The 17,349-nt window shown below is 68.5% G+C and carries 12 protein-coding genes; 9 read left to right on the forward strand and 3 right to left on the reverse strand.

Going from position 1 to position 17,349, the window contains the following annotated elements:
• The first annotated feature begins 14 nt into the window (after nt 1–14).
• From glgX to ACHAAJ_RS10660, 9 genes are all read left to right on the forward strand, one after another.
• Nucleotides 15–2,201 (forward strand): glycogen debranching protein GlgX, encoded by a 2,187-nt coding sequence (gene glgX, locus ACHAAJ_RS10620; protein ID WP_435728113.1) that lies wholly within the window; start codon nt 15–17, stop codon nt 2,199–2,201.
• Nucleotides 2,198–4,513 carry a malto-oligosyltrehalose synthase gene (gene treY, locus ACHAAJ_RS10625; RefSeq protein WP_435728114.1) on the forward strand — a complete coding sequence of 772 codons (2,316 nt, stop codon included), beginning with the start codon at nt 2,198–2,200 and terminating at the stop codon, nt 4,511–4,513. The genes glgX and treY overlap by 4 nt, the downstream gene beginning before the upstream one ends.
• Nucleotides 4,510–6,321 carry a malto-oligosyltrehalose trehalohydrolase gene (treZ, locus tag ACHAAJ_RS10630; RefSeq protein ID WP_435728115.1) on the forward strand — a complete coding sequence of 604 codons (1,812 nt, stop codon included), beginning with the start codon at nt 4,510–4,512 and terminating at the stop codon, nt 6,319–6,321. The genes treY and treZ overlap by 4 nt, the downstream gene beginning before the upstream one ends.
• Before the next feature lie 132 nt (nt 6,322–6,453).
• Entirely contained in the window at nt 6,454–6,747 is a 294-nt protein-coding gene (locus ACHAAJ_RS10635; protein ID WP_435728116.1) for a DUF1540 domain-containing protein, read from the forward strand.
• Between the two features lie 126 nt (nt 6,748–6,873).
• Entirely contained in the window at nt 6,874–8,106 is a 1,233-nt protein-coding gene (locus ACHAAJ_RS10640; RefSeq protein ID WP_435728117.1) for an NRAMP family divalent metal transporter, read from the forward strand.
• 4 nt (nt 8,107–8,110) lie between these two features.
• Nucleotides 8,111–8,926, forward strand: a complete 816-nt coding sequence (locus ACHAAJ_RS10645) for a putative hydro-lyase (protein WP_435728118.1) — start codon at nt 8,111–8,113, stop codon at nt 8,924–8,926.
• Between the two features lie 88 nt (nt 8,927–9,014).
• Nucleotides 9,015–12,380 carry an SNF2-related protein gene (locus ACHAAJ_RS10650; protein ID WP_435728119.1) on the forward strand — a complete coding sequence of 1,122 codons (3,366 nt, stop codon included), beginning with the start codon at nt 9,015–9,017 and terminating at the stop codon, nt 12,378–12,380.
• A 77-nt stretch (nt 12,381–12,457) separates the two neighbouring features.
• Nucleotides 12,458–12,739, forward strand: coding sequence for a helix-turn-helix transcriptional regulator (locus ACHAAJ_RS10655; RefSeq protein WP_435728120.1), 282 nt, complete (start codon nt 12,458–12,460; stop codon nt 12,737–12,739).
• Nucleotides 12,740–12,753: 14 nt separating this feature from the next.
• A complete protein-coding gene (locus tag ACHAAJ_RS10660; RefSeq protein ID WP_435728164.1) occupies nt 12,754–14,082 on the forward strand; it encodes a type II toxin-antitoxin system HipA family toxin in 1,329 nt (442 codons plus the stop codon).
• Nucleotides 14,083–14,107: 25 nt separating this feature from the next.
• On the opposite strand, the gene ACHAAJ_RS10665 is transcribed toward ACHAAJ_RS10660, so the two are convergent.
• Genes ACHAAJ_RS10665 through ACHAAJ_RS10675 form a run of 3 tightly spaced genes read right to left on the reverse strand, consistent with a single transcriptional unit; the run spans nt 14,108 to nt 17,348 of the window.
• Complete coding sequence (locus ACHAAJ_RS10665; protein WP_435728121.1) at nt 14,108–15,091, reverse strand: 2-hydroxyacid dehydrogenase; 984 nt, start codon at nt 15,089–15,091, stop codon at nt 14,108–14,110.
• Nucleotides 15,091–16,257, reverse strand: a complete 1,167-nt coding sequence (locus ACHAAJ_RS10670) for a mandelate racemase/muconate lactonizing enzyme family protein (RefSeq protein WP_435728122.1) — start codon at nt 16,255–16,257, stop codon at nt 15,091–15,093. The genes ACHAAJ_RS10665 and ACHAAJ_RS10670 overlap by 1 nt, the downstream gene beginning before the upstream one ends.
• Nucleotides 16,254–17,348: a tartrate dehydrogenase gene (locus tag ACHAAJ_RS10675; RefSeq protein ID WP_435728123.1), complete on the reverse strand. Its 1,095-nt coding sequence runs from the start codon at nt 17,346–17,348 to the stop codon at nt 16,254–16,256. The genes ACHAAJ_RS10670 and ACHAAJ_RS10675 overlap by 4 nt, the downstream gene beginning before the upstream one ends.
• Between the last annotated feature and the right edge of the window lies 1 nt (nt 17,349).

Raw genomic sequence — 17,349 nt, forward strand, 5'->3', positions numbered from 1 at the left:
CGTTTGGAGAATCCATGGAAGTTTGGCCCGGCGACGCCTATCCCCTCGGCGCGACCTACGACGGCAACGGAACCAATTTCGCGCTCTACAGCGAAGTGGCCGAATCCGTTGAGCTTTGCCTCTTCGACGAGGAGGGAACGGAGACGCGGGTGGCGCTCACCGAGGTCGACGGCTTCGTCTGGCACTGCTATCTTCCACAGACCATCCCGGGCCAGAAATACGGCTACCGCGTGCACGGGCCGAACGATCCCGGCGCCGGACAGCGGTGCAACCCGAACAAGCTGCTGCTCGACCCGTACGCCAAGGCCGTCCACGGCGAGATCGATTGGGACCAGGCCCTCTTCGGCTACAACTTCGGCGACGAGGAATCCCGCAACGACCAGGACTCCGCTGCCCACATGATGCTGGGCGTCGTGGTCAGCCCGTTCTTCGACTGGGACGGGGACCGCAAGCCCAAGACCCCGTACCACCAGTCCGTCATCTACGAGGCGCACGTCAAGGGCCTGACCGAGATGCACCCGGACATCCCGGAGGAGCAGCGCGGCACGTATGCGGGCGTCGCGCACCCCGCCGTGATCGCCCACCTGCAGAAGCTCGGCGTCACCGCGTTGGAACTCATGCCGGTCCACCAGTTCGTCAACGACAGCACCCTGCAGGACAAGGGGCTCTCCAACTACTGGGGCTACAACACCATCGGCTTCTTCGCCCCGCAGAACACCTACAGCTCCACGGGGGACACCGGCCAGCAGGTCCAGGAGTTCAAGGCCATGGTCCGCGCGCTGCACCTGGCGGGCATCGAAGTGATCCTCGACGTGGTCTACAACCACACCGCCGAGGGCAACCACCTGGGCCCCACGCTCTCCATGCGCGGGATCGACAACGAGTCCTACTACCGCCTGATGGAGGACGACAAGCGGTACTACATGGATTACACCGGCACCGGGAACTCGCTCAACGTGCGCAATCCGCACTCGCTCCAACTGCTGATGGACTCGCTGCGGTACTGGGCCACGGAAATGCACATCGACGGCTTCCGGTTCGACCTGGCCTCCACGCTGGCGCGCGAGTTCTACGACGTCGACAAGCTCTCCACGTTCTTCGAACTCATCCAGCAGGACCCGGTGGTTTCCCAGTGCAAGCTGATCGCCGAGCCGTGGGACATCGGCCCCGGCGGCTACCAGGTGGGCAACTTCCCGCCGCAGTGGACCGAATGGAACGGCAAGTACCGGGACACGGTGCGCGACTTCTGGCGCGGGGTCCCGTCGACGCTGGGCGAGTTCGCGTCCCGCATCACCGGCTCCGCAGACCTCTACGAGCACTCCAGCCGCCGTCCCGTGGCCTCGATCAACTTCGTCACCGCCCACGACGGCTTCACGCTCCGGGACCTGGTCTCCTACAACGAGAAGCACAACGAGGCCAACGGGGAGGACAACAACGACGGCGAGTCCCACAACAGCTCCTGGAACTGCGGCGCCGAGGGCCCCACGGACGATCCCGAGATCCAGGCCCTGCGTGCGCGCCAGCAGCGCAACTTCATCGCCACGCTCCTGCTCTCCCAGGGCGTGCCGATGATTTCCCACGGCGACGAGCTGGGCCGCACCCAGGACGGCAACAACAACACATACGCCCAGGATTCCGAGCTCAGCTGGATCCACTGGGAGGAGATGGACCAGCCGCTCCTCGAGTTCACGGCGGCGGTCAACAAGCTGCGCGCGGAGCACCCCACGTTCCGGCGCCGGCGCTTCTTCGACGGCCGTCCCGTCGAGGTTGAGGACGGGGGCAAGCTCCCGGACATCGAGTGGCTCGGCGCCGACGGGCGGCCCATGAAACCTGCCGACTGGGACGCGGACATCGCGGCCTCGATCGGCGTGTTCCTCAACGGCAACGGGATCGCCGGGACGGACAGCCGCGGCCAGGAAATCCAGGATCTGAACTTCCTGCTCTTCTTCAACCCGCACCACGACGACGTCGACTTCAAGCTTCCGTCGAAGGCCTACGCGCCGCGGTGGGACCAGGTGATCGACACGGCCGGCGCCTACGCCGACAGCGAGCCGGTGGACGCGGGAACGTCCGTGACCGTTGTGGGCCGCTCGATGCTGGTGCTGCGCGCCCATGAAGCCGAGGAGGCGGATCTGGACCATTCGGTTGCCGCGTCTCTGGTGGCGCTGGCCGGATCGAAGAACCGCGAGACGTCCGCATGAGGACCCCGCTGAGCACCTACCGGCTGCAGATCCGCGCGGGGTTTACGCTTCACGACGCCGCGGCGCTGGTGCCCTACCTGACGGAGCTCGGCGTGGACTGGGTGTATCTGTCTCCGATCCTCACATCCGAGGAGGGATCGGACCACGGCTACGACGTCACCGATCCCACCACGGTGGATGACGCTCGCGGCGGACCCGAGGGGCTGCGCGCGCTCTCCGAGGCCGCCCACGCAGCCGGGATGGGCGTGCTCGTGGACACCGTCCCGAACCACATGGGCATCGCCACGCCGCGGCAGAATCCGTGGTGGTGGTCGCTCCTGCGGGAAGGCCGCGAGTCCCGCTACGCCGAGGCGTTCGACGTCGACTGGGACGCCGGCGCGGGGCGGATCCGCCTGCCGCTGCTGGGCGACGGGGACACGGAGGAGAACGAGCTGAAGCTGGTGGAGGCCGACGGCGCCTTCGAGCTGCACTACTACGACCACCAGCTCCCCGTCGCCGCGGGGACCGCCGCGGCCGGGGACGATCCGCGTGCCGTGCACGACCGCCAGCACTACCAGTTGGTCAACTGGCGCCGGGCGGACAACGAACTGAACTACCGCCGGTTCTTCGGGGTCACCACCCTGGCGGGCCTGCGCGTGGAGGTCGACTGGGTCTTCGACGAGTCGCACGCCGAGATCAAGCGCTGGTTCGACGAGGGCCTGGTCGACGGGCTGCGGATCGACCACCCGGACGGGCTGGCCGATCCCGCCGGCTACCTGCGCCGGCTCCGCGAACTCACCGGCGGGGCGTACGTGCTCGTCGAGAAGATCCTGGAGCCCGGCGAGCGGTTGCCCGAGGACTGGGAGTGCGAGGGCACCACCGGGTACGACGCGCTCGCCGACGTCGACCGGCTTTTCGTGGACCCCGCCGGCCGGGAGGTCCTCAGCGAGATCGCGCCGGGGGAGAGGTACGCGCCGATGATCCACCAGACGAAGCGGGACATCGCCGACGGGCTCCTGCGTTCCGAGGTGCTGCGCCTGGCGCGGCTGGTCCCGGCCGACGCCGGCCTGGAGCACGAGGCGGCCGCGGACGCGATCGCCGAGGTCCTTAGCTGCTTCCCGGTGTACCGCAGCTACCTTCCCGCGGGCGCCGAGCACCTCGAGGAGGCCGTCATCGCGGCGCGGGTCCACCGGCCGGACCTCGCGGAAACCATCACGGCCCTGCACCCCCTGCTCGCGGAGGACACCGGCGCCACCGAGCTGGCCACCCGCTTCCAACAGACCTCCGGGATGGTCATGGCCAAGGGCGTGGAGGACACCGCGTTCTACCGGTTCACCCGCCTGACGTCGCTGAACGAGGTCGGGGCGGACCCGTCGGTGTTCGCGATCGAGCCGTTCGACCTGCACACCAAGTTCGCCACCCGGCAGCTGTCCAACCCGCTGTCCATGACCACGCTGTCCACGCACGACACCAAGCGCAGCGAGGACAACCGGGCCCGGATTTCCGTGCTGTCCGAGCTGCCGCGGGAGTGGGCCGATGTGTTCGCCCAACTCGACGCACTGGCCCCGCTCGGGGACCTGCCGTTCGCCGACCTGCTGTGGCAGGCCGCCATGGGATCCTGGCCGATCTCGCGCGAACGCGCCCACGCCTACGCCGAAAAGGCGTCGCGGGAGGCCGGAAACAGCACCACGTGGACTAAACCGGACACCGAATTCGAGGACGGTCTCCATGCCGCCGTCGACGCCGCCTTCGACGACCCGGAGGTCAACCGGATCATCGGGGAGTTCGCGTTGCGGATCAAGACCGCGGGCCGTTCCAACTCGCTGTCCGCGAAGCTGGTCCAGCTGACCATGCCTGGCGTCCCGGATGTGTACCAGGGCACCGAGGTGTGGGACCACTCGCTGGTGGATCCGGACAACCGGCGGACGGTGGATTTCGATCGGCGCCGGGAGATGCTGGACGAGGTCCGTAACGGGGAACCGCCGGAGGTGACCGGGCGGGCCGACGCCAAAATGTTGCTGGTCCACCGCGCGCTGCAGCTCAAGCGCGGGCGCCCGGAGTTCTTCACGGGATACGAGGCCGTCGCCGGCGAGGGTGACGCAGCGGAGCACGTGTTCGGGTTCGACCGCGGCGGTGCCATCACGCTCGCCACGCGTCTGCCCGTGGGGCTCGAGCGCGCCGGCGGATGGCGCGACACCCGCGTGCTGCTGCAACCTGGGAAGTACCGAGATGTCATTACCGGGAGGCTCTTGTCCAGCGACGGCGCGCTGGCCGTCAAGGAGGCGTTCGCCGTCTACCCGGCGGCGCTTCTGGTCCGCGAGGAGGAGCAGTGAGGAACAGGTTCGATCTCTGGGCGCCGGCCGCCGGGGAAGTGAGGCTTCTCGCCAACGGCGCCACCGTCCCCATGCGGCGCGCGACGCCGGATTCCCCGTCCGACGCCGGCTGGTGGACACCGGCCGAACCGGTCCCGGACGGCGAGGTCGACTACGGGTACCTGCTGGACGGGGACACGACGCCGCTGCCGGACTCCCGGTCCCGACGCCAGCCGGACGGCGTCCACGGGCTTTCGCGGACGTTCGACGCCGGGGCGCACGCCTGGGAGGACGGCGACTGGGTGTCGCCCGGGCTCTCTGGCGGGGCGATCTACGAGCTCCACATCGGCACGTTCACGCCGGAGGGAACCCTGGATGCCGCGGCGGAGAAGCTCGGCTACCTCGCCGACCTCGGGATCGACTTCATCGAGCTGCTCCCGGTCAACGCGTTCAACGGAACCCACAACTGGGGCTACGACGGCGTCCTCTGGTACGCGGTGCAGGAGACGTACGGCGGGCCCGCGGCCTACCAGCGCTTCGTCGACGCGGCGCACCAGCACGGGCTCGGGGTGATCCAGGACGTGGTCCACAACCACCTCGGCCCCAGCGGAAACTACCTGCCGCGGTTCGGCCCGTACCTCAAGCAGGGCGACGCGAACACGTGGGGCGATTCGCTGAACCTCGACGGCCCCGACTCCGACCGGGTGCGCGCATACATCGTGGACAGCGCTCTCATGTGGCTCCGCGACCACCACGTGGACGGGCTCCGGCTCGACGCGGTGCACGCGCTGCGCGACGAGCGCGCGGTACACCTCCTGGAGGAACTCGCCGCCGCCGTCGACGCGCTGGCTGCGGAGACCGGCCGCCCGCTGTTCCTCATCGCGGAATCGGACCTGAACAACGACCGGCTGATCCAGCCGCGCGACGTCAACGGCTACGGCCTGGCCGGCCAGTGGAGCGACGACTTCCACCATGCCGTCCACGTGAACCTCACGGGGGAGACGGAGGGCTACTACGCGGACTTCGAATCCGTCGGCGCCCTGGCCAAGGTGCTGCGCGACGGCTTCTTCCACGACGGTGCGTGGTCCTCCTTCAGGGCCCGGCACCACGGGCGGCCGATCGACCGGGCGCGCGTCGAGCCGCGGCAGCTGGTGGTCTGCACGCAGAACCACGACCAGATCGGCAACCGCGCTGCCGGCGACCGGATTACCGTGGCGCTCGGTTTCGACGACTTGGCGCTGGCCGCCGTCCTCAACCTGACCTCGCCGTTCTCCCCGATGCTGTTCATGGGGGAGGAGTTCGCGGCCGCGACCCCGTGGCAGTTCTTCACCTCGCACCCGGAGCCGGAGCTGGGCAGGGCCACCGCCGAGGGACGCCTCGCCGAGTTCGAACGCATGGGGTGGGACCCCGCCGTCGTGCCGAATCCGCAAGACCGCTCGACGTTCGAGAATTCCCGGCTGGACTGGTCAGAGCCCGCCGGCGGCGACCACGCACGGATGCTCGCGCTCTACCGGGAGCTGTTGGCGCTGCGCAGGGCGGAACCCGAGTTGCGGGACCCGGCATGGCCGGACGCCGTCGACTTCGACGAGGCGGACCGCTGGCTGGCCCAGTACCGGGGAGGTCTCGCGATCGTGCTCAACCTCGCCGACGCGCCGCGCGAGATTCCCCTGCGCGGGACGCCGGGCCGGGTCCTGTTCTCGACCGGGGGTTCCGCGGACGACGCCGGCGCCACCGCGGGCGCGGACACGGGCCTTACGCTGCCGGCACGCTCCGCCGTCGTGCTCCGCATGTCCTGGCGACCGACGGAAACGCCGCCCCGGGGATCGTAGGGCGGTCCGAGACGAACCTAGCCGCCAGACGGAATACGTGCGGAAACCGGCACTAATTTTCCGCGGCGTTCCGGGCGTATGGTGAACGCAGTGGCCCGCACCAGGCCGGGCCGATGGCATGAGGAGAACACCATGACTGTCACGCCAACCGTCGCGGAATGCACCGTGGCCAACTGCTCGTTCAACGACCACTCCCATTGCGAGGCCGCCGGGATCACCATCGGCGGAGCCTCGGACCACGCCCAGTGCGCCACGTTCGTGGACACCGGAACGCACGGGGGCCTCCCGAAGGTCCTGTCCTCCGTGGGCGCGTGCCAGCGTTCCGAGTGCGTCCACAACGACCACCTCATGTGCGGCGCCAGCGAGATCCACGTGGGGCCCGGCGCCGACAACGCGGACTGCCTCACGTACAAGCACGCGGTCTGACCGCACCAGGGACCGTCCGGAGCCCACATGTTTGTTCAACAATCCCTTGCGCGCATTGTTGAACAACCTGTAGGGTTCCATTCAACAACCCTGTGACTGGCGTCACCGCACCGGACGGATACCCCCATGGCAGAAACCGGCACCAACCAGCCCGGCACCAAAATCAACCTGAGCCACTCGGCCAGGCGCACCGCGCTCCTCGGCGCGATGTTCCTGATGGCCACCAGCGCCATCGGCCCCGGCTTTATCACCCAGACCACGGTCTTCACCGTCCAGCTGGGTGCCGCCTTCGCATTCGCGATCCTCGTCTCGATCCTCGTGGACATCGCCGTCCAGATGAACGTCTGGCGCGTCATCGGAGTCTCCGGCCTGCGCGCCCAGGAACTCGGCAACAAGGTCCTCCCCGGAATCGGCTGGTTCCTCGCGGGACTCGTCTTCATCGGCGGTGTCGTGTTCAACATCGGCAACATCGCGGGAACCGGCCTCGGCGCCAACGCCATGCTCGGCGTCGACCCGAAGATCGGCGGCGGCCTGTCAGCGCTGGTCGCCATCATGATCTTCGTCAGCAAGAAGGCCGGCATGGCCCTGGACCGGATCGTGGTGCTACTCGGCGCCATCATGATCCTGTTGATGATCTACGTGGCCATCGTCGCCGCCCCACCGGTCGGCGACGCGCTGCGGAACACGTTCCTGCCGGAGAAGATCGACTTCCTGATCATCACCACCCTGGTCGGCGGGACCGTGGGCGGCTACATCACCTACGCCGGCGCGCACCGCATGCTGGACTCCGGCGCCACGGGCATCGAGCACGTCGCACAGATCACCCGCAGCTCCGTCCTGGGCATCATCGTCACCGGCGTCATGCGCGTCCTGCTCTTCCTCGCGATCCTCGGCGTCGTCGCCGGCGGCGTCGCGCTGACCAGCGACAACATGGCAGCCGAGGCGTTCGGCGCGGCGGCCGGCGAAATCGGCATGCGGCTCTTCGGCGTCGTGCTCTGGGCCGCGGCCCTGACCTCCGTGATCGGCGCGGCGTTCACCTCCGTCTCCTTCATCACCTCCTCCAGGACCTCCGAGCGCAAGCGCAATCTGATCACCGTGGCGTTCATCGCGGTCTGCGCCGTGATCTACCTGTTCCTCGGCCAGGCCCCGCAGCAGCTGCTGATCTTCGCCGGCGCGTTCAACGGACTGATTCTTCCGGTCGGCTTCGGCGTGCTTCTCTACGTGGCCTGGCGCCGCCGGGACCTCCTGCACGGGTACGCGTACCCGAAGTGGCTCCTGATCATGGGCGTCACCACCTGGCTGCTGACCGTCTTCCTGGGGTGGAACGCCATCCTGAGCCTCTCGAAGATCTGGGCGTAGCGGCATGGCAAAGGCGGGCGCCGGCACCGTGCTTCCGGAAAACCACGCCGCGCTGGCTCCCGCCCGCGCCCGCGAACTGTTCCGCGGCGGTCTCGTCGCGCCGACCGCGGGCGTCTCCCGGGGATACGCGCAGGCGAACCTGATGATCGTGCCGAAGGCGCAGGCCTACGACGTGCTCCTCTTCGCCCAGCGCAACCCGAAGTCCTGCCCCCTGCTGGGAGTGCTCGACGCCGGCGAAACCACCGGCCCGCTGCTGGCGGGCGGCGACATCCGCACGGACGTCCCCAAGTACACGGTGTACCGGGACGGCGAGCTGGTGGACGAGCCGACGGACATCTCCGCGTATTGGCGCGGGGATCTGGTGACGTTCATCGTCGGCTGCAGTTTCACGTTCGAATCGGCGCTGCTCGACGGCGGCGTGCCGGTCGCGCACATCGAGCAGGGCGTCAACGTGCCGATGTTCCGCACGAACCGGCGGTGCGCACCCGCCGGGTCCCTGTCCGGACCGCTGGTGGTCTCCATGCGTCCCATCCCCGCGTCCCAGGTGTCCGACGCCGTGCGGATCACCTCCCGCTATCCCGCCGTGCACGGGGCTCCGGTGCATGTGGGGAACCCGGCCGAACTGGGGATTGCCGACCTCGGCGGGCCCGACTTCGGGGACGCCGTGGCGATTCCGGAGGGCCACATCCCCGTGTTCTGGGCGTGCGGAGTCACGCCGCAGGCCGCCGTCATGGAATCCCGGCCCTCGCTGGCGATCGGCCACGCCCCCGGGCACATGCTGATCACCGACGCGCGGGACGGCGACTACCTGGTTCCGTAGGCCGCGGGCCCGGCGCCGCGCGGCCCGGAGGCCCCGTGCCGGCGTCGTCCGGTCCCGGCCCGCCGCGGCGCATCGGTAGGATGACCCGGTGACCCCCCAGCCGAACCCGCCGTACCCACCCATGCTGCATCCCGTCGAGATCCGGCAATTCGTCGGCGCCGCGGCCTTCGAGCGCGGGATCGACTATTTCGACGACGACCGCGTCGGCGGGATCGAGTGGAACCCGGAGAGCCGGCAGGTCGCCGCCTACGTGGAGGGGGCCCCGCCGACTCCCTACCGGACGCTGGTCACCTTCACCCGCGGAACGAACCCGCAGCCGGGCATCTCGGCGTGTTCCTGCCCGATGCGCAGCCGCTGCAAGCACACCGCTGCGCTCCTGCTGGCCGCCTCCCACGCCGCCATGCGGGCCGCGGAACGGGCCTCGGCCGCACCCGTCAAGCAGTTGCCGCCTTGGCGGCGCAAACTCGATGCGATGCTCGGCGGCGACGAAGCCACGGACGCGCCCGGCCCGCTCGGGGTCCAATTCGAGGTGGTCGACGTCGGCGGGCGGCGCCGGAAGAAGCAGCGGCGGCTCTCGTTGCGGCCCGTCACGCTGAACGACAAGGGCCGTTGGATCTACGGCAATTTGCGCTGGGGTGGCTTCGGACCCTCGCCCTACGGCAACCACCACTACTCCTACCAGCAGCAACAAACATCCTTCAGCGACGCCCAGAAGCGCTGGATGGAGGATTTCGTGGTCCTCCACGCCGGCGCGCAGGGGCAGAACGCCATCTACCTCGAGGACTTCGCCTCGCCGGTCCTGTGGCAGCTGCTGGCCGGGGCGCACGACGCGGGAATCGTGCTGCGCGGCGCGACGGCCGCCGCCCGGTTGACCATCCACGCCCCGGTGGCCGTGGGGCTGGACCTCGTGGACGCCAACGGCAAACTACGGGTCGCGCCGGCCATCCACTTCAACGGGCACGGCGACGCCGCGGCCCCGTTGTCCGGCGATGGGCTCGAGCTGGGTATCATCGGGCAGTCCGGCCACGGTGTCTGGTGGCAGGACCAGCCGGACGTTCCGGCGCGCGAGCGGCCCGTCCACCTGGCGCCGTCCGTCGGGGAAGTGCCCGGCGTCGTCGTGCAGTTGTTGGAGGACCGCAAGCCGCTGGAGATTCCGCGGAACGGCCGTGCCGCGTTCCTGAGCGACTACGTCCCCGAACTGGGACGGCTGACGACGCTCGGCTCCAGCGACGGATCGATCGAGGTGCCGGAACCGGTGCCCCCGCACCTCTGGCTCACGGCCGGCCATTTCCGGCGCCGAGGCCCCCGCAACAAGCCCGATGTCACCGGCCTGCGCCTGGCGTGGACGTGGGACTACGGCACCGAGGGCGCGCGGAACCTGCCGCTGGTCGACGACGGACAGGGCCGCCGGGACCGCCAGTTCGAGACAAGCGTGCTGCACCGCGTGACGGGCGTGTTGGACGATTTTCCCGGCGCATGGCGGTCGGCGTTTCCGCAACCGTTGCTGGGGATCCGGGGCAGCATCGAGCCGCTGGAGCTCGAGGGTGTCGACGCCGCGCGGTTCAGCGCCGAGGCCATGCCGCTGCTTGAGGGGTTGGACGGCGTCTCCGTTCAGGTCCAGGGCGAGGAGGTCGAGTACGTCGAGTTGACCGATTCCCCCGAAATCTCCGTCAGCGCCAGCGAATCCGGGACCAGCGACTGGTTCGACCTCGGCGTTCAGGTCCATCTGGGCGGCGCCGAGATCCCGTTCGACCAGCTGTTCGTCGCACTCGCCCAGGGGGAGGACTACCTGCTGCTCGACGACGGTGCCTACCTTTCCCTGGACAAGCCCGAATACCGGCAGCTCCGCCGGCTCATCGAGGAGGCGCGCACCCTGCAGGACCGCGAATCCAAGGGCCTGCGGATCAGCCGGCACCAGGCCTCCCTTTGGGACGAACTGGTGGAACTGTCCGCCAACGCGGAGCAGGCCGAATCGTGGAGGCTGTCCGTGGGCGGCCTCCTGGAACTGGAGACGATCGAGCCGACCGCTCCGCCGGCCGCGCTACAGGCCGAACTGCGCCCCTACCAACAGCAGGGTTTCTCCTGGCTGGCGTTCCTCCACGACCACGGGCTTGGCGGGGTGCTGGCGGACGACATGGGGCTGGGCAAGACCGTCCAGACCATCGCGTTGATGCTCCACGCGCACGACCGGGCCAGGTCCGCTGGGGAGCGGGCCAAGCCGTTCCTCGTGGTCGCGCCGACCTCCGTGGTGCCGAACTGGGCCACCGAGGCGGCGCGCTTCGCGCCGAGCCTGCGCACCGCCGTCGTCGGGGAGACGCTCAAGCGCACCGGCATGGAACTCGGCGCGGTGCTGGAGGGGACCGACGTCGTCGTCGTCTCCTACGCCCTCTTCCGGCTGGAGAACGCGGACTACGCGCGCCACGACTGGTCCGGACTGATCCTCGACGAGGCGCAGTTCGTGAAGAATCCCGCGACGAAGGCCGCCGCGCAGGCGCGCGAGTTCCCGGCGTCGTTCAAGCTGGCGATCACCGGAACGCCGATGGAGAACAACCTTTCCGAGCTGTGGTCGATGTTCGCCATCACCTCCCCGGGACTGTTCGCGTCCGCCAAGAAGTTCGACGAGGTCTACCGCAAGCCGATCGAAAAGGACGGGGACAAGGAGCGCCTGGCGCAACTGCGACGCCGGATCCGTCCGCTGATCATGCGCCGCACCAAGGAGCTGGTCGCCACCGAGTTGCCGCCGAAGCAGGAACAGGTCCTCGAGTTGGAGCTCTCGCCGAAGCACCGCACCATCTACCAGCGGCACCTGCAGCGCGAACGGCAGAAGGTGCTGGGGATGATCGACGAGATGGACAAGAACCGCTTCCAGATCTTCCGCTCGCTCACCATGCTGCGCCAGCTCAGCCTGGACGCGTCGCTGGTCGACGAGCGGTACGCGGGCGTGCCCTCCAGCAAGCTCGACGCGCTGCTCGAACAGCTCGACGACCTCGTGGCCGAGGGGCACAGCGCGCTGGTGTTCAGCCAGTTCACGTCGTTCCTGGGCAAGGCCGCGCAACGGTTGGGCGAGGCCGGGATCCCGTACGCGTACCTCGACGGCAGCACCAAGTCCCGCGGCAAGGTGATCGAGAAGTTCACCGGCGGCTCCGTGCCGGTGTTCCTGATCAGCCTGAAGGCGGGCGGGTTCGGGCTGAACCTCACGCAGGCGGACTACTGCTTCATGCTGGACCCGTGGTGGAACCCGGCGAGCGAGAACCAGGCCGTGGACCGGGCACACCGGATCGGGCAGACGCGCAACCTCATGGTCTACCGGCTGGTCGCCAAGGACACCATCGAGGAGAAGGTCATGGCGCTGAAGGAGAAGAAGGCCAAGCTGTTCTCCGCCGTCATGGACGAGGACGCGGCGTTCGGCTCGGCCATCGACGCGGAGGACGTCAGGTCGCTGTTCAGGGACTGAGAATACAACACTATTCATAGGTTCTCCTATGTCATATATAGCCACGTGTAAGTATTGTTAGGTTGTAGGAGGTGTTTGTGGACGAGGCACAGGAAATGGGCGAACATCTGCGTCAATGGCGCATCATGCTCGGGCTCAGTCAGGAATTGGCCGCCGAGCGGGCGGATGTTTCGCTGCCGACCCTCCGCCGGGTGGAGAAGGGCGACCCGGGGGTAAAACTCGGCAGCTTCCTGGCCGTCGCCCGCGTCCTCGACGTGGCCCGCGCCCTGGTGGTCGCGACGGATCCGCTCGAAACCGAGCTGGGCCGGTTGCGCGCACCGTTGCTGGGCCGGCAACGCGCCAGACGGAGACCGCAATGACCTACGGCGTGTGGATGGGAGACCGCCAGGTTGGCGAGTGCTCCAACGATGTCCGCCCGGGCCATCAGTTCCAGTCCCTGACGTTTACTTACCGGGACGACTGGCTGGCCGACGACCGGTCGTTCGCGATCTCCCCGGACCTGCCGCTGCGGCGGGGGCCGCACACGCCTGCCACCCACCGGTCGGTGTTCCGCGCTTTCGACGACGCGGCGCCGGACCAGTGGGGCCGCAGGCTCATGGACGCCGAGATGCGGAGGCGTTCCACGGGGGAGCCGGCGCGCAGACGAAAGCCCCTCACGGAGATCGAACGGCTTCTTGCCGTTGACGATAGGACGCGTCAGGGGGCCCTTCGCTTCAGCCGCGACGGTGTGTTTCTCGCCGAAGACGGACGTTGCGCCGAACTCAAGGACCTCGCCCGTCTGACCGCCGCGGCACAGCGGTTCAACGACACCGGTGAGGTCGATGCAGGCGTGAGGGAGCTTGTCGGGGTGGGTTCTTCTCCCGGCGGTGCCCAGCCGAAGGCGTGGGTGGCGGACGATGACGGGACCACACACCTCGCGAAGTTTCCGCGGACCTCCGACACCTGGGATGTTTCGGCATGGGAGGCAGCGACCATGGCCCTTCAGCGCCGCGCTGGCATAAGGACCCAGCGTTCGCGCACCATCGCGCTGGGCCCCGGGAGCTCCGTCTTCCTCACTCGCCGTTTCGACCGCGACGGCGATGCGCGGATTCCCTACATGAGCTTTCGATCCGCCTTCTCGTTGGAAGATCACGACAGGCCTGACTACGCCTGGCTCGCGGCCAGGGTCGCGGCCATCTCCGCCAGCCCCACGGAGGACGCGTCCGAACTGTTCTCCCGCGCGGCGTTCGGCGTTTTGGTCAACAACATCGATGACCACATGCGCAACCACGGGTTGCTGCACACCGGCAAGGGGTGGCGGCTTGCCCCCGCCTTCGACGTGAACCCGTCTCGCTTCGGCACTTCGGACACGCCCTTGACGCCGGACGACGACCCGGGAGACCGCGATGTGCGGCTGCTGGTCGAGCACGCGGATGCCTTTCGTCTCACGAGGGAACAGGCCCTCGCGCGGATAGCGAAAATCACGCGCGCGGTCTCCCACTGGCGCGTGGATGCTGTTGCGGCCGGGGTGGAACCGGATGCGCTGGAATTCATGGCGACGGCCTTCGAAGGCCCGAGCCTGGGGCGGGTCCAGATGCTTGCCCACGGACCCCGGGGTGGTTCCGCAACCGGTGGTGGCGGTCCGTTTGAAGTATGGGTCCGGCCGCATGTGCGTGATGGCCGAACGGTCGAGGGGCACTTTCGCAAGCACAGGGCCCGATAGGCGCAGTATCGCTGTTGTTCTTCCGTTAGCGGAACTCGGGGACTGGAGTCAGGGGAGCGTCTCCGCGGAGCACCGCGAGGATGTTGTCCACGGCCAGATCGACCATCTTTTCCCTCGTTGCCTGGGTGGCGGAACCGACGTGGGGGAGCGAGGCGATCCGGGGATGGGTCAGCAGCGGGTTTGAAGGATCCCGGACCGGCTCGGTGTCGAACACATCCAGCCCGGCGGAGTGGATGGCACCGGCGTCGAGCGCCCCCAGCAGCGCGGCGGTGTCGACCACGGGCCCGCGCGCGGTGTTGACCAGCGTGGCGGTGACCTTCATCCGCTCGAGTTCCGGCTTACCGATCAGATGCCGCGTCTCGGCCGTCAACGGGACGTGGAGTGAGACGATGTCCGAGCGTTCCAACATTTCCTCCCAGGGCACGGCCGTCGAGAGGTCCGAGGTTCCGGTCCGAGACAGACTGTGCAGGACGGTCATGCCGAACCCCGCCGCCCGCCGGGCAACGGCCTGTCCGATCTGGCCGAAGCCGGTCAGGCCCAGCGTCGCTCCGGTGACATCGAGACCCAGGTGCTCGTCGAGTGTGGAGCGCTTCCACCGCCCGGCACGCAAATCGTCCACGGCCGGGAGCAGCAGGCGCCGCGCGAGCAGCATCAGGGCCATCGTGGTGTCCGCCGTCGTTTCATGGAGGACATCCGGGGTGTTGGTGACCGGTATCCCGTGCTCGACGGCGGCCGCGACGTCCACGGCGTCGTACCCGGCGTTCGGAAGGGCGACGACGCGGACGCGGCCGCGGGCGTCCTCGAGGAAGGCCCGGTCGACCTTCGCGTAGGCGGCCAGCACCGCGTCGGCTCCCCGGGCGAACTCCCGGAGCGCCTCGCCGGCGGCCGGCACGACGTCGTCGTCCGGCCAAAGCACGACGTCGGCGTGCTCACGCAGGCGGTCCAGGCCGCGGCCTGGCAACGACGAGCGCGTGACGGCGACCAGGGGACGGCCGGGGAGCGGGCACATCAGGCGCTCAGCTCCCGCATGACCCGGTGGAGGTCGCCCTTGCCCTCGAAGCCGATGCCGGGCAGGTCGGGCATCCTGATGTAGCCGTTGTCGACCTCGACGCCGTCCGGGAAGCCGCCGAAGGGCTGGAAGAGGTCCGGGTAGGACTCGTTGCCGCCGAGCCCGAGCCCGGCGGCGATGTTCAGCGACATCTGGTGTCCGCCGTGCGGGATGCAGCGGCTGCGCGACCAGCCGTTCTCGTCGAGCATGTCCAGGGTGCGGAGGTACTCCACCAGGCCGTAGCTGAGCGCGCAGTCGAACTGGAGCCAGTCCCGGTCCGGCCGGAGGCCGCCGTACCGGATGAGGTTCCGGGCGTCCTGCATGGAAAACAGGTTCTCGCCCGTGGCGAGCGGCTTGGCGTAGGCCGCCGCGACGTCGGCCTGGGCCTCGTAGTCCAGCGGATCCACCGGCTCTTCGTACCAGAAGAGGTCGTAGGCCGAGAGTGCTTGGGCGTATTCGATGGCGGTCTTGCGGTCGAAGCGGCCGTTCGCGTCGACCGCGAGGCTCTGGCCCGGGCCAAGCATGTCGAGGACGGCCTCGATCCGCTGAAGGTCCTCGGACAGGGACGCCCCGCCGATTTTCGCCTTGACGGTCGAGTAGCCGCGGTCCAGATATCCCTGCATCTCGTCGCGCAGTCCCTGGATGCCGCGACCGGGCTGGTAGTAGCCGCCCGCCGCGTAAACGAACACCTGGGGATCAGGCCGGTTGTCGCCGTACCGCTCGGCAAGGAGTCGGAAGAGGGGCCGCTCCTCGATTTTCGCGACGGCGTCCCAGACGGCCATGTCCAGGGTGCCGACGGCGACGGACCGTTCGCCGTGGCCGCCCGGCTTCTCGTTGGCCATCATGGTGTCCCAGATGCGCGCGGGGTCGAGATTGTTGCCCGTCTCATCCAGCAGATCCGCGGTCTGGGCCTCCATGATCCGCGGAATGATGCGCTCGCGCATGAGGGAGCCCTGGCCGTAGCGGCCGTTGGAGTTGAATCCGTAGCCGACCACTGGCCTGCCGTCGCGCTCGACGTCGGTGATGACCGCGACCAGGCTCAGGGTCATCTTCGTGAAGTCGATAAAGGCGTTGCGGATGGGGGAACTGATGGGCAGGGTCTGTTCGCGGATCTCGACGATTCTCATCGGGTGGCTCCCGAGGGCGTCGTCTGGGCGTGGAAGGCAGCGACGAGTGCGTCGGACACGTCGTCCGTACTGGCGGTGCCACCGAGGTCCGGGGTGCGGATGTCGGTTTCGGTCAGAACGTGTTCCATGGCCGTGATCAGGTCCCGCCCGGCGTCCGGGTGGCCCAGGTGATCCAGCATCATGGACGCCGCCCACACTTGGCCCAGCGGGTTGGCCTTGCCCTGGCCGGCGATGTCCGGAGCGGAACCGTGAACGGGCTCGAACATGGAGGGGAATTTCTTCTCCGGGTTCAGGTTCGCCGACGGGGCGATCCCGATGCTGCCGATGATCGCCGCGCCGAGGTCCGTGAGGATGTCGCCGAACAGGTTGGATGCCACGACGACGTCGAACCGGGCCGGGTCGAGCACGAACAGCGCCGCCAGGGCGTCGATGTGGTATTCGGAAACGGTGAGATCCGGGTGGTCCTTGGCGAGGTTTTGCAGGGTCTCGTCCCAGAACGGCATGGTGTGGATGATGCCGTTGGACTTGGTGGCGGACGCGAGCTGGCCCGTGCGCTGCTCGGCGAGATCGATCGCGTAGTTCATGGCGCGTTCCATGCCGAACCGGGTAAAGATCGATTCTTGGATGGCCATCTCCTGCGGCATGCCGCGGTAGAGCCGCCCGCCGCTCTCCGAATATTCGCCCTCGTTGTTTTCGCGGACCACCAGGAAGTCGATGCCCCCGGCCGGCACCTTCCGCAGCGGGCTCTCGATGCCGGCCAGCAATCGGACCGGACGCAGGTTGATGTACTGCTGGAAGGCGCGGCGGATGGGAATGAGCAGCCCCCACAGAGACACATGATCCGGGACTCCCGGAAAACCGACGGCGCCCAAGAAGATCTGATCGCATGCGGCGAGTTGATCGAGCCCGTCCTCCGGCATCATGCGGCCGGTCCGCGCGTAGTACTCGCAACCCCACTCGAACTCCTGCCAGTCGAAACCGAACCCGTAGCGTTTTCCGGTGAGCTCAAGGAGTTTTTGCGCCGGCGGCATGACTTCGGTGCCGATCCCGTCGCCCGGGATCACGGCAATGCGGTAGCTGGGACTTGTCATG

Source organism: Arthrobacter arnarulunnguaqae, from assembly GCF_051262515.1.
GTDB lineage: Bacteria > Actinomycetota > Actinomycetes > Actinomycetales > Micrococcaceae > Arthrobacter_N.

What these genes read in the sequence shown, in the direction of transcription:
- glgX (WP_435728113.1), top strand. Translation starts at nt 15, where the DNA reads ATGGAAGTTTGGCCCGGCGACGCCTATCCCCTCGGCGCGACCTACGAC.
- treY (WP_435728114.1), top strand. Translation starts at nt 2,198, where the DNA reads ATGAGGACCCCGCTGAGCACCTACCGGCTGCAGATCCGCGCGGGGTTT.
- ACHAAJ_RS10635 (WP_435728116.1), top strand. Translation starts at nt 6,454, where the DNA reads ATGACTGTCACGCCAACCGTCGCGGAATGCACCGTGGCCAACTGCTCG.
- ACHAAJ_RS10640 (WP_435728117.1), top strand. Translation starts at nt 6,874, where the DNA reads ATGGCAGAAACCGGCACCAACCAGCCCGGCACCAAAATCAACCTGAGC.
- ACHAAJ_RS10645 (WP_435728118.1), top strand. Translation starts at nt 8,111, where the DNA reads ATGGCAAAGGCGGGCGCCGGCACCGTGCTTCCGGAAAACCACGCCGCG.
- ACHAAJ_RS10660 (WP_435728164.1), top strand. Translation starts at nt 12,754, where the DNA reads ATGGGAGACCGCCAGGTTGGCGAGTGCTCCAACGATGTCCGCCCGGGC.
- ACHAAJ_RS10665 (WP_435728121.1), bottom strand. Translation starts at nt 15,091, where the DNA reads ATGTGCCCGCTCCCCGGCCGTCCCCTGGTCGCCGTCACGCGCTCGTCG.
- ACHAAJ_RS10670 (WP_435728122.1), bottom strand. Translation starts at nt 16,257, where the DNA reads ATGAGAATCGTCGAGATCCGCGAACAGACCCTGCCCATCAGTTCCCCC.
- ACHAAJ_RS10675 (WP_435728123.1), bottom strand. Translation starts at nt 17,348, where the DNA reads ATGACAAGTCCCAGCTACCGCATTGCCGTGATCCCGGGCGACGGGATC.